The following is a 15,906-nucleotide window of genomic DNA, read 5'->3' as shown; positions in this document are numbered from 1 at the left end:
AAAGTATTATTCAGTAGTAATGTAACGAATATCGTGGTTTTCCAACTCTCCGATATAGAAAGTTTCCATTTCTTCATCATAGGTAATGCCTATCGGCTGGTTGAAGCGGGCTTCCTGACGCAAGTCGCCGTCTACGTAACCATAGGTCTTGCCGTCCGACGAGGAATTGCTTCTCCCTGCAAAAGTAGTCACCACTCCTTCGGGCGTAATCTTGCGCACGTCGCAATTCCACTTCTCGGTTGCATAGAAGTCGTAGATATCTTCCTTGCCGGCAGCTTCGTATTCTCTGTTTTTTACGAATACACCCGCATAAATTCTATCGAAGCGCGCTGCTCCTCCTACACCATCTGTATAGCCGGTGGCAGACAAGTGGCCGGCTATCACTCTGGGATATTCAAACTCTTTCGTGATAGGATTGTAATCCGAACGGAGAACGGCCGTTACCTGTTCGCACACGATATACATATATTTCCCCGTGGGATGCATGATGAGATGTGGATGCGCACCGTCTATCTGCACCAGATTGCCCAGCTCGAAGCAACGTTTGGGTTCCCACTTTCCAGTCGTTGCATTAAACTGCCCGTCTTTCTTATAGACACCTCCGCGTATCCAACTGGTATAGAACACCGTGCGGTCGTCCGGATGCGAAACAACGGAGTAACTGCACGTTCCGTAAGAATAAACATGTTGCTTGCGGAAGCTCTCAGAACGCAGTGCATAGTAGATGTTGGGACGATCGGTATTGGTGCCTTGTCCGTTATCATCGGGTATAAGTAGTGTGTCTCCGTCAGCGGTAAAGGTGAATGTCTGCATGTCGTTGTGTAGTTTGCCAAATAGCTTTGTCATCGTTTCTGTCTCCAGATCAAGCACATATATTCCGCCGCCATAAGTGCCTAGGTACACCTTCTTTCCATCTTGGGGAGGTCCCATCACTAACCAGTCGCCTCCATAAACGCTTGCATCGGCAAAAGGACCTTCTATCCAACTGCCGTTTCCGTCTTCGTCTACATTTCTGATAAGTGTGCCTACTGTTTGTTTGGCATGATAAGTAAATTCATCTTCGAAGGTGAAATCTGTGGCAGATTCGCCGTTTTCTCCGTCAATTGTTATTGTCACCTTTCCATCGTATGCCCGTTTGGGAACCATACAGTAAATCTCCGTTCCGTTGGAACCGATGACTTTTGCCTCTTTTCCTCCTACGTTTACATGGATTCTGGAAACGTCATTACCGAAATTACTGCCGGTGATATACAACCGGGTACGAACCGACCCTTCTTTGGGAGAGAAATCTTCGAATACTATCGGCTTCGACGGATCGTGTCCGATGTTCTTTTCACTCTCGCTGCAGCTAAACAAAAATAATAGCAGCAATGGAATAAAATGTTTCATAAGTATTAAAAATAAGTTAATGATATAAATAAAATTGGTTACAAATAGACACTAAAGAAAGTTTCTGTATCTGTTTAATAAATGCTAGAAGTATACTAAAGATGTATTAGACAGATTTGAAATGTTTCCTTAGTTTCACATCAACCAAAGGTTATCTTGAATACGATTGTAAAAATAGTAATTAATAGCATATGTGTATATTAATAATTGGTTAATAAATGAAAATATAGTACCATTTAAGTGTCATTTTAGTGCCATGTAGGTCACATTACCTTTGTGATTGAATTTTTGCAGGTACACCTTCATTCTTCCTTGTCAATAACGGCGATTCCCATTTTCTTCATTAAGAAGCAGGCGTTCATATTTTGAGCAACTCCGTTTCTTATTTGATATGAGAAACGGAGTTCATTGTTCGTAATGTCAGCTTCGAAACAGTAATTCTGGATATTTAGTGAGAAGGAGTCTATTAAAGTCCCTAATAACAAGTCATGGGTGGCAATGATGCCATTGGCGTTCATGTGCATGAATTGTTTGATAAGAGCAAAAGAACCTTTCTGTTTATCTATGGAGTTTGTTCCTTTCAATATTTCATCGAGGATGATGAAAAGTTCTTCTCCTGCTTCAAGCTTATCTATGATTAATTTAAGTCGCTTGAGTTCTGCAAAGAAATAAGATTCGTTGTCAGCTAAGGAGTCGCTGGTTCGAAGACTGGTAACGAGTCGGGCCGGATATATTTTCATTTGCTTTGCCCAAACGGGGGCTCCTATACATGCCAGTAGATAGTTTACTCCTACAGTACGTAAATAAGTACTTTTGCCTGCCATATTGGCGCCTGTGATTATAATAAAGAAAGGACGTTTTTCAATGTCTATACCGTTGCGTACACATTTGTTGCGATCCATCAGAGGGTGTCCCAAAGCTTCAGCTTGTAGGTGGAAAGATTGAGCGGTGATAGTGGGGTAGATATAATTCGGATGATTATATGCAAATGTTGCCAGGGAACAATAGGCATCTATTTCTCCGATTGTTTCTATCCAACGGGGTAGGTCGGATGCATGAATGTCTTTCCACTTCTCGATTCGCATCACTTGGCGTAGCTCCCAAAATATCAGTCCGTTGAGTATAGTGCTTATTAGTAGATTGCTTCGTTGGTCGAGCGCATTCATCCGATTAGAGAGCTGGCGGACTGCTTGAGAAGCAGTTTGATTTTGACTTGTAAGGTCCACTTTTAACTCTTGCAGTATGTGACTGTGCATTTCTTTTTGTTCAGTGAGTAGTATTTGGTCGGCGTATGTCGAAAGAATCTGCAACTTTTCTCCGTAGGTTGTTTGTAGTTTGGTGATCCCTTTGGAGAAAATAGTGCTGAATAATACAAAGCTAACAAATACTCCTCCTGCAATGCTAGCCGAGATAATGTCTAACATAGCTAAACTTATACATAGGATGTTGATGACTGTTACCGCAGTTGGGAGAATACGCAAAAGTGTGCGTTTCCGATAATAACTCGGACTGGTTGCCCATTCTTTTATTTCGGTAGTATCGGCAGGTTTTCCTTTATAGAGCGATCCAAGTATGCGGATTTGTTGACGATATTCCAAATCTGCGGATAATTCCCGGATGGCTTCCTGGCGGTGTTCAATAGCCACTTTATTTTCCAGATGTACATTGAACCAGTTTGCAAGATGCTGCTTGCCGATAGGAGTTGCGGTGCGATTGATATATTGGAAAAGAGAGTGTTCGCCAAATACATCCAGATCAAGCGTGTAGAGGTGAGCCGGGTTAATGAATTCTTTTCCATCGTCGAAATCGGAAAAATCATATTGCATGGCACGTAGTTCCTGCTCGTTGATTTCTATTTTCTTTTTCAGAAAGTCTTTTCGGTAAAACCAGAAATTATGGCGTTTTACTAACCAAATGAATAGGATAAAGGGTAGGATAGCGAACGCAGAGAGGTAAAGCCAACCGTCAGACCAGAAAATGATGGCATTTGCTACGGCTCCTACGAATAAGATAAGCCGGAGAAGGCTAATGTAATAGATACGTTTCCGGGTATTTTGTAACTCCAGTTCTGCTTTCTGAATGATTTGCTGATATGTGGTAATGATTTGTGCTAGTTTTTCCATGACAATTTTACTTCTTTTGCACAAAGGTAATATAATTCGTAACGGTCGGGATAGGAGCTTGTTTTTGTCATGAGTAGATTTACTGTTTATTAACGGAAGAAGTGTGTATTTGTTCCATATCTCCCATTAACACTTGTTTTCATTTCACTCTCCTGAATGATAATAATTCCCAAATGCATTATAAATAGATGGAAACTTGATTTCTTAATTAAGTTTTCTATATATCTTTGTTCCGTTTTTCCTTTGGAAATGAAAAGAAAACGAAAAACTGCATTTTAATAAAATAGAAAAACGGATGATGGCAGAGCATGGAAAAGACGCTTCCCAACGGGTAGAGTTAAGAGAACGGATCATAACGGCAGCAACAGAAGCTTTTACTTCACAAGGCATCAAGAGCATTACGATGGACGACATTGCAGCAGCATTAGGAATCTCCAAACGTACCCTTTATGAAGTCTTTTCGGATAAAGAATCGTTGTTGAAAGAATGCATACTGAAGGCACAGGCAGAAAGAGATAAGTATTTGCAGGAAGTCTTTGAACAGTCGCACAATGTGTTAGAGGTAATACTTGCAGTCTTTCAGAAAAGTATTGAGATGTTCCATCAGACGAATAAACGCTTTTTTGAAGACATCAAGAAATATCCGAAGATACATGAGATGATGAAGAACCGGCAGGACAGCGATTCGCAGAAAACGATGTCCTTTTTCAAGACGGGAGTAGAGCAGGGCATCTTTCGTTCGGATGTGAACTTCGCTATCGTCAATTTGCTGGTACGAGAGCAGTTTGACGTACTTTTGAATACGGATATCTGCAATGAATATCCTTTTATTGAAGTGTACGAATCCATTATGTTTACTTATATACGCGGCATTTCTACCGAAAAAGGAGCAAAGGTATTGGAAGACTTTATACAAGAATATCGTAAGAACCGCATCGCAGATTAAAGCAAGAGTGAGGTTTTATTGACAAACAAGTAAGATTAAATAAGAATTCAGTTTATGGACAAGATGAGAAGATTGACAGGTAAGAAGATTCTTCTGGTAGCTGTGGCACTCTGTGCATTTGGTTTTGCAAAGGCGCAAGACACACAGGCGGAGAAGAATATCCTGACCTTAACCTTAGACAAAGCCCTGGAAATTGCATTGGATGAGAATCCGACAATCAAAGTGGCAGAAGAAGAAATCGCTTTAAAGAAAGTGGCCGGCAAAGAAGCTTGGCAAAATCTGTTGCCGGAAGCTAGCATTACCGGCGCGCTAGATCATACTATTAAAGCGGCTGAAATGAAATTGAACGATATGTCGTTCAAGATGGGACAAGACGGTACGAACACCGCTAATGCAGGACTGAGCATTAATCTGCCACTCTTTGTGCCAGGCGTTTACCGTGCCATGTCGATGACAAAGACGGATATTGAACTGGCAGTAGAGAAGTCACGCGCTTCCCGACTGGATCTCGTGAATCAGGTAAGCAAGGCTTATTATCAGTTGATGCTTGCGCAGGACAGTTATGAAGTGCTTCAAGGCAGTTATAAACTGGCAGAAGATAACTACAATGTAGTGAATGCCAAATATCAGCAGGGAACTGTGAGCGAATATGACAAGATCAGTGCGGAAGTGCAGATGCGCAGCATTAAGCCAAACTTGATTTCGGCTGCTAATGCGGTGACTTTGGCTAAGTTGCAGTTGAAAGTCCTGATGGGTATTACAGCCGATGTGGAGATAAAAATTAACGATAGTCTGACCAACTATGAAACGGCGATGTTTGCCAACCAGTTGAAAGAAGAGAATATCAATCTGGACAACAATACCACCATGAAGCAGTTGGACTTGAACATGAAGTTGCTTGAAAAGAACGTAAAGTCCTTGAAAGCGAACTTCATACCGACTCTTTCCATGAGCTTCTCCTACAAATATCAGTCTTTGTATAATCCGAACATCAATTTCTTGGATTATAACTGGAGCAACAGTTCCAACCTGATGTTCAATCTTAGCATACCTTTATATAAGGCAAGCAACTTCACGAAAGTGAAATCTGCCCGTATACAGATGCGCCAGCTCGATTGGAACCGTATTGATACGGAAAGACAGTTGAATATGCAGATTGTCAGTTGTCGTAACAACATGAGTGCCAGCACAGAGCAGGTGGTCAGCAATAAGGAAAATGTGATGCAGGCAAAGAAAGCGGTAGTGATTGCCGAAAAACGTTATGATGTAGGTAAGGGCACGGTGCTCGAACTGAACAGTTCCCAAGTGTCGCTGACACAGGCACAACTCACCTATAATCAGTCCATATACGATTACTTGGTTGCTAAGGCAGACCTCGATCAGGTTTTGGGAAAAGAATAAAGATAGACAATTAAAAAATTACAAGTAAGGAATATGAAAAGAAGTATCCAATTGGTAGCCCTGCTGTTCACTGTGTGTATGGGCTCATGTACAGGTGGAAAAGACAAAGCGGCTACGGAAGAACATGTAGACGCGAAGCCCATTGTGAAGCTGGCAGACGTAACAGCCCGTCCCGTAGATCAAATACAAGATTACACAGCAACGGTGGAAGCTGAGGTAAAGAACAATATAGCCCCTTCGTCCCCCGTACGTATCGACCGGATTTTTGTGGAAGTGGGCGACCGCGTATCCAAAGGCCAGAAACTGGTGCAGATGGATGCAGCTAACCTGAAGCAGACGAAACTGCAACTGGATAATCAGGAAATAGAATTCAACCGTATCGATGAATTATATAAAGTGGGAGGTGCCTCCAAATCAGAATGGGATGCTTCGAAGATGCAACTCGATGTGAAGAAAACCGCTTATAAGAATCTGCTGGAGAATACCTCTTTGCAAAGCCCTATCAATGGTGTAGTCACTGCACGCAACTATGATAACGGCGATATGTACAGCGGTGGCACACCCGTACTTGTAGTAGAACAGATCACTCCCGTAAAACTACTGATTAACGTGTCCGAAACCTACTTCACGAAAGTGAAGAAAGGTACTCCTGTCGATGTGAAACTCGATGTATATGGCGATGAAGTATTTACAGGAACCATCCATCTGATTTACCCTACCATAGATGCCGCTACCCGTACATTCCAGGTAGAGATCAGACTGGATAATAAAGACCAGCGTGTGCGTCCGGGAATGTTTGCCCGTGCGACATTGAACTTCGGTACATCGGAAAACGTCGTTGTTCCCGATTTGGCAATCGTCAAACAGGCAGGTTCCGGCGACCGTTATGTATTTGTTTATAAAGACGGTAAGGTATCTTATAATAAGGTCGAACTAGGTAGGCGCATGGGTACGGAGTATGAGTTGAAATCCGGCGTACCGGATCACTCACGGGTGGTAGTTGCCGGACAGTCACGTTTGGTAAACGGTATGGAAGTAGAGGTGGAAGCCTCTTCCAAATAAGAGGTATCCAGTACCTTTCCCAATGCTTTTATTAATTAACCTGATTTCAAAACGATCTTCCGGCTTCCTCTTCTTGGGGAGAGGAGCGGGGAGAGGCTTTTAAATAAAATAACATGAGTTTATACGAAGGTGCGGTTAAGAAACCGATTATGACCTCCCTCTGCTTCCTGGCAGTGGTGATTTTTGGTCTTTTCTCTTTGTCCAAGTTACCTATCGACTTGTATCCGGACATTGATACGAATACAATCATGGTAATGACCGCTTATCCCGGCGCAAGTGCCTCGGATATAGAAAATAATGTGACTCGCCCGCTTGAAAATACCTTGAACGCGGTGAGTAACCTGAAACATATTACCTCTCGTTCTTCCGAGAATATGTCATTGATTACATTGGAGTTCGAGTTTGGTAACGATATTGACGTTCTGACTAATGATGTGCGTGATAAACTCGACATGGTAAGTTCGCAGCTTCCCGATGACGTCGAGAATCCGATCATCTTCAAATTTAGTACGGACATGATTCCGATCGTGTTACTTTCCGTACAGGCCAATGAAAGTCAGTCAGCGCTTTATAAGATATTGGACGACCGTGTGGTAAACCCGCTGGCGCGTATTCCGGGAGTCGGAACCGTGTCTATCAGTGGTGCACCGCAGCGTGAGATTCAGGTCTATTGCGACCCCAATAAATTGGAAGCCTATCACCTGACCATCGAAACCATCAGTTCCATCATCGGTGCCGAGAACAGGAACATCCCCGGTGGTAACTTCGATATCGGTAGTGAAACATACGCGTTGCGTGTAGAAGGAGAGTTCGACGACTCCCGCCAGTTGGCAGATGTAGTGGTAGGTACGTATAATGGGGCGAATGTCTTTTTGCGCGATGTGGCACGCATCGTCGATTCTGTGGAAGAGCGTGCACAGGAGACCTATAACAACGGTGTGAAGGGTGCCATGATTATCGTGCAGAAGCAGGCGGGCGCCAATTCGGTGGAAATCTCCAAGAAAGTGGCGGAAGCACTGCCCCGACTTCAGAAGAACCTGCCGAGCGATGTGAAAATCGGTGTCATCGTCGATACGTCCGACAACATCCTCAACACCATCGACAGTTTGACCGAAACCGTCATGTATGCCTTGCTCTTCGTGGTAATCGTCGTGTTCCTCTTCTTGGGACGCTGGCGCGCAACGCTGATTATCTGTATCACCATCCCGCTTTCGTTGATTGCCTCGTTCATTTACCTGGCCATCAGTGGGAATACGATTAATATCATCTCCCTTTCGTCTCTTTCCATTGCTATCGGTATGGTGGTGGATGATGCGATTGTGGTGCTCGAAAACGTGACGACCCATATCGAACGCGGTTCCGACCCCAAACAGGCGGCAGTACACGGTACGAACGAGGTGGCAATCTCCGTAGTCGCTTCTACGCTGACGATGATTGCCGTGTTCTTCCCCTTGACGATGGTAAGCGGTATGTCGGGTGTGCTTTTCAAACAGTTGGGTTGGATGATGTGTGCCATCATGTTCATCTCTACCGTTTCGGCACTGTCGCTCACGCCGATGCTCTGTTCGCAGTTGCTGCGTTTGCAGAAGAAGCAGTCGAAGATGTTCAAGCTCTTCTTTACTCCGATTGAAAAGACGCTCGACGGACTCGACGTCTGGTATGCAAGGATGCTCAACTGGGCGGTTCGCCATCGCTGGACGGTTATCTTCGGATGTATCGCCTTCTTCTTCCTTAGTCTGCTGTGTGCTAAGGGTATCGGTACGGAGTTCTTCCCCGCACAGGACAACGCCCGTATTGCCGTGAAGTTAGAGTTGCCCATCGGTACGCGCAAGGAGATTGCCCAAGAGCTTTCGGCGAAACTGACCGAACAGTGGCGCACGAAGTATAAAGGCATCATAAAAGTGTGCAACTATACGGTAGGTCAGGCAGACTCCGACAATACATGGGCGTCTATGCAGGACAACGGTTCGCATATCATCTCCTTCAACATCAGTCTTGTCGACCCGGGCGACCGCGACGTGACGCTGGAAACCGTCTGCGACGAAATGCGCGACGACCTCAAGGCATATCCTGAATTCAGCAAGGCACAGGTGATTCTCGGTGGTAGCAACAGTGGTATGTCTGCTCAGGCAAGCGCCGACTTCGAGGTTTACGGATACGACATGGAACTGACCGACAGCGTATCGGCACGCCTTAAACGCGAGCTGCTCAACGTGAAGGGAGTGACCGAAGTCAATATCAGCCGTAGCGACTACCAGCCCGAATACCAAGTGGACTTCGACCGCGAGAAGTTGGCAATGCACGGATTGAACCTCTCTACGGCGGGTACCTTCCTGCGCAACCGTATCAACGGTTCCGTAGCTTCCAAATATCGTGAGGACGGTGACGAGTACGACATCAAGGTGCGTTACGCTCCCGAATACCGTACCAGCTTGGAAAGCATCGAAAACATCCTTATCTATAATTCACAGGGACAGGCGGTGCGCGTGAAAGATGTGGGAACGGTTGTCGAACGTTTCGCTCCGCCCACCATCGAGCGTAAAGACCGCGAACGTATTGTGACCGTTTCTGCCGTAATCTCTGGTGCTCCGCTGGGCGACGTGGTGGCTGCCGGCAATAAGATTATCGACAAGATGGATTTGCCGGGCGATGTGACGATACAGATTTCCGGTTCCTACGAAGACCAGCAGGATTCGTTCCGCGACTTGGGAACATTGGGTGTACTGATTGTCATCCTCGTATTCATCGTGATGGCGGCACAGTTCGAATCGCTGACTTATCCGTTCATTCTGATTCTTTCCGTGTTCTTTGCGCTGAGCGGTATCCTGATGGCGTTGTTCATCACCAACACTACGCTGAGTGTGATGAGTCTGTTGGGAGGTATCATGCTGATTGGTATTGTGGTGAAAAACGGTATTGTGCTTATCGACTACACCATCCTCTGCCGTGAGCGCGGGCAGTCCATCCTCAATGCGGTGGTGACGGCGGGCAAGAGCCGCTTGCGTCCGGTATTGATGACCACTGCTACGACCATTCTCGGTATGATTCCGATGGCAGTCAGCACGGGACAGGGAGCGGAGATGTGGAGTCCGATGGCGATTTCCGTAATCGGCGGTCTGGCAGTCTCTACCATCCTGACGTTGATTTACGTGCCGGTGATGTACTGTATCTTCGGTAGTGTGGGAGTTCGCCGCCAACGCCGCAAGATTAAGCAGGCACGCGAGATGAATGAGTACTTCCAATTGCATAAAGATGAAATCATTAAGAAATAAATAGAACGAAACGCAATGAAATCTATATTAATAACATTCGACCAGGCTTATTACGAGCGCATCATAGCATTGCTCGACCGTATGAATTGCCGTGGGTTTACGTATTTGGATAGGGTGCAGGGACGCGGTTCCAAGACAGGCGAACCGCATTACGGCAGCCATGCATGGCCCAGTATGTGTTCCGCCATCATCACGGTGGTGGAAGATACGAAGGTAGACCCGTTGCTGGATACCTTGCATAAGATGGACTTGGAAACCGAGCAGTTAGGCTTGCGCGCCTTTGTGTGGGGTATCGAACGGACGATTTAACGGGATAGTTCTTCGTCCGGTGGAGATGAGAAGTGCCTCTCAAAAGTCTTGTATCCGACTTTTGAGGGGCACTTTTGTTGTTTGTTAGCCTTTTCCGTCCTTTTTCTGCTGACATACAACGATGTCTTTGCTTAGCTTGTCCATATCATTCAGAGATCGTTATATTCTTCGAAAGAAGTCTTCATAATCACCGTCTATTATTTTCCATATCCCGTTCTTTCGTCCTCCTTCCCTGACAATGAACTTCATATCTGTCATTCTCTTTATGTATTTACGCACTTGGCGGTCAGAAACTCCTATATTTACAGCCATTTCGGCAATCGTGATTCCCGGATTCGTAGAAATCATTTTGTAAATCAGCCGCTGCGCTTTTAGGAACTCTTTTCCCGTTCCTATAGCCTCTTTCAGGAACTCTTTCTCATCTATTACGCTATCGCTTCCATAATTCAAGTTCCATAATACTACATGAAATTCAGACGCATTTGATTGAAATTCAGGAATATGATAATTAGGCAAACGCTCAAACCTCTTATAGGAATCAATAATCTTCTTCATTCCGCTACCGCGTCTCTCCATAAGCCCCAATCGGTTGAAGAAATCGGCTAACAATGGATTTCTTCTTTTGGAGGGCACGGTAAGAGGATTCAACTGTTGAATAAACCTGCCGTCTATCATACCTCCGTTTAGAGAATGCCATATCTTCAAACTTATAACCGGATGGCAGACTATCATAAGTGCGACCAGATCCTTTCAAAACAAGACTTTTCAATTGAATACGGTTTGCTGTAACTGATTCATTACCCACGCGGACAAATGCAAGACGTTGTTTGTCGCCAATATAGTAATATGGGGTTTCCTCTCCCGGATAAACATGCAATAACACCAACTTCTTTCCGTCAACCTCCTTAGGCTCAAGATTGACTGCCGGAACCGGATCAAGTTTGCTCTTAATCTCTTCACTTATTTTCTCGGCATCACTTTCTGCGTCAGCAAGCCCGACAATACGGTCATCATCACTGATGCCGAATATCAATGTACCGCCTTTGCCATTGGCAAAAGCTGATACACTTTTGAGCCAACTTTTAGGACGCTTGACCTCAAGCATTTGCTTCTCTTATCATAAGTTGTTGCTTCTCCTATCAAGGTATGTATATCCATATCAGTCATTAGCTAATCATTATCATATATTGTCTCCGAGTCCCATTTCATTGCTTTTGCAATTTATAATACACTCGCAATTGATCTTTTTCTTCTTAACTAAGAAATAAACCAACCTTATGCAAAGGTAAGCACAATTACATAATAATTAGGGGTATGCATCTATTTTCTTTTGAATCTAATATATTATCTCCATGAAAATGATTAATATTTGTCAATATATTGCCTCATATTGGAGTAATGAAAAACGAAAGAAAATACAGACGGTTTTGCATTATGGAATCAAGTCCCCAAACAGGTTACAGATTCTGTAATATGTGCAACTGTAGGGAGCCATCCGGTTTCCTGCCTTAGAAACTCCGGTTTCTTGCCGTGAAACTTTAGTTTCCCTTATTGGAAACTTTGGTTTCAAACGCTTGAAACTGGAGTTTCATCCTGCTTGAAACTAAAGTTCCTCGCTTATGAAACTTTGGTTTCTCCTTGCTGAAACTAAAGTTTCAAGCTGAAGAGACCGACTTGGAACTTGCTTCGGTGACAGCAAAAGATGCTGTCACCGTGCTGTCACCGCTTGCTGTCATATTATAGTATGCTTATAATCAAATGCTTGAATGCAATCAGGTGACAGCAAATTCTCATTTTTTTTATTCTATAGAGGGATATGGTGAGATTATATTTCGGCTTAAATTGGTATGGGCATGAATCAAATTTTAATGTAAGTCCGATATAAGCTGTACTATTTTGATTCTCCTCCTTCTGGAAGGAGGAGAAAACTATGCGAACGGACGAATCGTATCGAACTTACGTAATTTTAGGTAGGTGATTGCCTTAAATCACATCCCCCAAACAACTGAGCCGGAAAAGGTGGTTCGAGGGTAAGCCGATTGTAAAAGAAAGTGTGCCAAAAGTCAGTTGTTATTGACTTTTGGCACACTTTCTGGGGGAAATGCTGTATAAAAAGAGAACGGCATTCTTTAGCGGAGACTCTTTGTAACTGCTTTAGTTTCCTGTTCCCGTTTGTCCATCACGGATGGGGCGGACGGTGAAACCGTATGCGTTGTTGGTGCCATCAACAGGTTTAGTATGATTAAAAAAATCATTATTTCTTTTATCAATACTGAGTATCAAGCAACTTGAGCCGGTGCCACCGCTATCGTGAAATCCGGATGTTGCTATGTATGTTATTGAAGCAAAGCCTGGATATGTACCATAGTCTATATCTTTGTACTTTATTCCCATATCACGTACTCCGGTAGCGGGGAAATAAAATGTTCTTCCGTTAATATTATCAACCTTCCATCCTACAAAATCACTAGATTTATCGTGGAGTTCATCTGCATTTGGTTTACCTTTAGTTTTTTTATTATCGGGATTATTGGGTTTGGGGTCAGGTACTAGTTCCAATTCTACATCATCAAAAAAATCAGCAAAAGCCTTAATAGGCGGAATTTTAAATCCTGCCGGTGAGGGATCATATATTGTTTTGACAACATATTGATCATTAGGTGGTAGTTTGTAATTTTGTTTTTCTGTAACATTGTAGACAAAGTGTGCGTTCCCACTCTGAACCAATTGCGTATTCCAATAGTTCATGATGGTTTGTAGGTCATAACTAGTATTTGTTCCATCGTGCCAATGACGCCGTTTATAGTTGTTCACCGGATCATCTGGGGTACCATTGACACCCTTACCATCATCAGTCGGTGGCCGCTTATGTATAAAAAACTTATGTGGAAGTTGTATGCTTTTTCCGATACTTTGGGCAGTTTCAGCTGAAGTGAAACGGAATTCCTCGGTTGAATAGAACATTTTATTCACCATGTCAAGCTCTTCATTTAGAGCTGATCGATCTCCAGTCAGACCATTCTTATAAGTATCCTCATTGTGCACACCTGGTAGCATCGCATCCTTACGTCCCCATTGATAATAGGTGTTGTCACCGGCTGCGGACTTTGTAATTTTGGGTTGAGTAAACGTAATGACGGCAACGGCTTCTTTCTCAGAAGATAGCCTGGGTGCTCCGTTGATTGTTATCTGTTTATTCAGTATAACTCCATTGCCATTGCTGCTGCCATTTACTAGTTTAGGATCAGCGACAAAACGCATATATATTTTTCTTTCAGGATCTCCTTCATGCGGTTCGCAATAACCAAGGTTGCAAGGCGTTATGATAAACGACCGACCGTGTTGATTCAGATTCTCATTCGACATCGTTATACAGGAAGAATCGTCCCACTTACGATGGGTGACCCATATATGCCAGCTCCATAAAATAGTTCCTTCGCTGTTACGCACGGCAATTACGGCATTGCCTTGGTTGATGGTCTCTTTGGGTACACGGAAAGATACCCAACCGTTTTTTTTCTCGTTCAGTTTCACATCGGTAACAAGGTCCGGGCTGTCTTGCCATAGCAGTATAGCATTCGCCACGCCATCAATACTACCTTTTGTGATCTTTTGGTCATTGTGATCTACAAAGTTGGGAAGTACCAAATCTTCAACATTGCTTGGAATATCCCCTTCATGTATATAAGATGAGGTATTGCCATCCTTACCATAAGTATTTCCATAGTAAGCCGGAAATGTGTAATAACCATAATTATTCACAATATAGCAGTTGGCACTTTCTTTTGCCACTGTATTATTGTTGACCAAATCGTATGGGTCTGTTGCTGTTCCTTTTCCTGGGTCTTCAACAGTTTTGGGCAGCTTTGCTTGTTCTATAGTCGTCCCTTCTCCATACAAGAAATTCTGCATATATGTAAATTGTGGTTGTGCAGGTAGAAGTATGCTTCCGTTTACGGAGGGATACTTCCCATCGGTTTCATCCGCAACGGTTTGAGTGGAAGGGGCGTCCGGTCGCCATCCCATATTGGAGTTGCCGGAAGGCGCAGGTTCCCAGGTTTTCCCTTCATCAGTAGACCATTCAATCTTAAAATCAAGCTTCCGAATCTGCTCTTTCGACTCATCATCTGTCGCACTGGCTTGCACCACACGGGTGTATGCGGCAATGCTTACGTCATTCAGAAAGCCGCTGACCGGAAGATATTCCAGTTTATCAGCCTCTGTCATTTTTGTATACAGATTGTCTTCTGTAAGGGTTATAACGTCTATACCTTTATAACCGCCATTAGGATACAAGGTGTTAGCCCGATTGATTTTCATTTCAATAATCGGTTCTACTATGATGCCGGTGGTATTGACAGAGTAAGTATATTTTTTCCCTGCCACCCATGTCTTGTCTTTCGTATACTTTTGCAGTTCGGCAGTAAGAATATGGGGTGTTTTCGAAATACTGTCTGCAAAGACTATGGTCAGCGTAGCCTTATCCGTGAGTGTTTGAGGAATCATCATGAAGGTATATCCTTCTTCGTCTTTATTCAACTCAATGCCGGGCTTGGTCATCAGGTCGTCTTTATTCTCATCCAGTTTTATTTCTTCCTTTATGCTGAAACTGCAATCAGCGTGGTCTTTGTCGGGTTCCCAGTTTTTCGCTCCTATCTGACAAGTACCTTTTCCGCACACTCCGGAAATCGTTATTTCGGTGACTTCTCCGGAAAGCATCTTTGTACCCGTTTTTATGGTGACAGCGGTCAGCGCATGCTCGAAATTTAGATTTACCGCACCTCCTTGACCTCCGGGGCAGTCTTCCATTGCTGTCATGAGGTCTTGTTGCTTTGTCACGTCTGTGGGGACGGTGTAGGTAAGCGTCGGAATGCCGCCTTGGTTTTTGTCTGAATGAACTATACCGTTATCCGAAGAAGAATATGGAGAGTAGGCAAAGAAACGTATTCCGCCCGATCCTAACCAGTTCAACTTTTCTGCCGATTTCCATATTCCTTCTTCTTTTTTTTCTATTTTTAGATTATGTGCAAAATCAGTGCCCCAATCGGTTGGCTCTTCTTCAGGCCATGCACCGGTGTAGCAGATGGCGGAAAGTCCGAAGTTAGTGTGGAAATCGTCGGTAGAGTTAACCATAGAGCCGCGGGTTGCCGCTTCTTTTGCCACTGCATCAGAAGCTGCCGCATCTGCGGCAACTTCTGATATTTCAGTGACAAGATATAGTGGCTCCGCATGAGCAGATTGCGACATTCTCTTGATACTTATATCCGTAGCAGCACGAGACAAACCATTGGTCCAATTGCCTGGTACTTTTACATCGAATGTAAGCAAACCGGTGTTTTCTTGTTGATATTTATTAAACGTGTCGTCTGTGCAGGACGATACGGAACATGTTACTGCCATATAT

The 15,906-nt window shown here is 44.0% G+C and carries 10 protein-coding genes; 5 read left to right on the top strand and 5 right to left on the bottom strand.

Annotated features, from left to right (window positions below; all coding sequences use genetic code 11):
• Positions 1–6: 6 nt before the first annotated feature.
• The gene (locus A4V03_RS16515; protein WP_065539663.1) at positions 7–1,389 is read right to left on the bottom strand and encodes an IPT/TIG domain-containing protein; all 1,383 of its coding nucleotides are present in this window, start codon (positions 1,387–1,389) and stop codon (positions 7–9) included.
• A gap of 302 nt (positions 1,390–1,691) precedes the next feature.
• Positions 1,692–3,512, bottom strand: coding sequence for a MutS family DNA mismatch repair protein (locus A4V03_RS16510; protein WP_065539662.1), 1,821 nt, complete (start codon positions 3,510–3,512; stop codon positions 1,692–1,694).
• Positions 3,513–3,807: 295 nt separating this feature from the next.
• Here A4V03_RS16510 and A4V03_RS16505 point away from each other — a divergent pair, with 295 nt between their 5' ends.
• The 5 genes from A4V03_RS16505 to A4V03_RS16485 all read left to right on the top strand — a co-directional run bounded on the left by A4V03_RS16505 (position 3,808) and on the right by A4V03_RS16485 (position 10,502).
• Positions 3,808–4,458, top strand: a complete 651-nt coding sequence (locus A4V03_RS16505; protein ID WP_065539661.1) for a TetR/AcrR family transcriptional regulator — start codon at positions 3,808–3,810, stop codon at positions 4,456–4,458.
• 54 nt (positions 4,459–4,512) lie between these two features.
• Positions 4,513–5,859 carry a TolC family protein gene (locus A4V03_RS16500; protein WP_065539660.1) on the top strand — a complete coding sequence of 449 codons (1,347 nt, stop codon included), beginning with the start codon at positions 4,513–4,515 and terminating at the stop codon, positions 5,857–5,859.
• 33 nt (positions 5,860–5,892) lie between these two features.
• A complete protein-coding gene (locus A4V03_RS16495; RefSeq protein WP_065539659.1) occupies positions 5,893–6,921 on the top strand; it encodes an efflux RND transporter periplasmic adaptor subunit in 1,029 nt (342 codons plus the stop codon).
• Between the two features lie 113 nt (positions 6,922–7,034).
• Entirely contained in the window at positions 7,035–10,193 is a 3,159-nt protein-coding gene (locus A4V03_RS16490) for an efflux RND transporter permease subunit (protein WP_065539658.1), read from the top strand.
• 15 nt (positions 10,194–10,208) lie between these two features.
• On the top strand, positions 10,209–10,502 hold the full coding sequence (locus A4V03_RS16485; protein ID WP_065539657.1) for a PG0541 family transporter-associated protein: 294 nt from the start codon (positions 10,209–10,211) through the stop codon (positions 10,500–10,502).
• Between the two features lie 159 nt (positions 10,503–10,661).
• Here A4V03_RS16485 and A4V03_RS21385 read toward each other — a convergent pair whose 3' ends face one another.
• The 3 genes from A4V03_RS21385 to A4V03_RS16475 all read right to left on the bottom strand — a co-directional run bounded on the left by A4V03_RS21385 (position 10,662) and on the right by A4V03_RS16475 (position 15,902).
• Entirely contained in the window at positions 10,662–11,177 is a 516-nt protein-coding gene (locus tag A4V03_RS21385; protein ID WP_236588703.1) for an ATP-binding protein, read from the bottom strand.
• Entirely contained in the window at positions 11,062–11,607 is a 546-nt protein-coding gene (locus A4V03_RS21380; protein WP_236588606.1) for an AlbA family DNA-binding domain-containing protein, read from the bottom strand. Before A4V03_RS21380 ends, A4V03_RS21385 begins: the two co-directional genes overlap by 116 nt.
• A gap of 1,049 nt (positions 11,608–12,656) precedes the next feature.
• Positions 12,657–15,902 carry a fimbrillin family protein gene (locus tag A4V03_RS16475; RefSeq protein WP_236588607.1) on the bottom strand — a complete coding sequence of 1,082 codons (3,246 nt, stop codon included), beginning with the start codon at positions 15,900–15,902 and terminating at the stop codon, positions 12,657–12,659.
• Positions 15,903–15,906: the final 4 nt, after the last annotated feature.

The organism is Bacteroides caecimuris (genome assembly GCF_001688725.2).
Classification (GTDB): domain Bacteria; phylum Bacteroidota; class Bacteroidia; order Bacteroidales; family Bacteroidaceae; genus Bacteroides; species Bacteroides caecimuris.
This window is presented reverse-complemented; position numbering and strand designations above follow the sequence as displayed.

What these genes read in the sequence shown, in the direction of transcription:
- A4V03_RS16515 (WP_065539663.1), bottom strand. Translation starts at nt 1,389, where the DNA reads ATGAAACATTTTATTCCATTGCTGCTATTATTTTTGTTTAGCTGCAGC.
- A4V03_RS16510 (WP_065539662.1), bottom strand. Translation starts at nt 3,512, where the DNA reads ATGGAAAAACTAGCACAAATCATTACCACATATCAGCAAATCATTCAG.
- A4V03_RS16505 (WP_065539661.1), top strand. Translation starts at nt 3,808, where the DNA reads ATGATGGCAGAGCATGGAAAAGACGCTTCCCAACGGGTAGAGTTAAGA.
- A4V03_RS16500 (WP_065539660.1), top strand. Translation starts at nt 4,513, where the DNA reads ATGGACAAGATGAGAAGATTGACAGGTAAGAAGATTCTTCTGGTAGCT.
- A4V03_RS16495 (WP_065539659.1), top strand. Translation starts at nt 5,893, where the DNA reads ATGAAAAGAAGTATCCAATTGGTAGCCCTGCTGTTCACTGTGTGTATG.
- A4V03_RS16490 (WP_065539658.1), top strand. Translation starts at nt 7,035, where the DNA reads ATGAGTTTATACGAAGGTGCGGTTAAGAAACCGATTATGACCTCCCTC.
- A4V03_RS16485 (WP_065539657.1), top strand. Translation starts at nt 10,209, where the DNA reads ATGAAATCTATATTAATAACATTCGACCAGGCTTATTACGAGCGCATC.
- A4V03_RS21385 (WP_236588703.1), bottom strand. Translation starts at nt 11,177, where the DNA reads ATGATAGACGGCAGGTTTATTCAACAGTTGAATCCTCTTACCGTGCCC.
- A4V03_RS21380 (WP_236588606.1), bottom strand. Translation starts at nt 11,607, where the DNA reads ATGCTTGAGGTCAAGCGTCCTAAAAGTTGGCTCAAAAGTGTATCAGCT.
- A4V03_RS16475 (WP_236588607.1), bottom strand. Translation starts at nt 15,902, where the DNA reads ATGGCAGTAACATGTTCCGTATCGTCCTGCACAGACGACACGTTTAAT.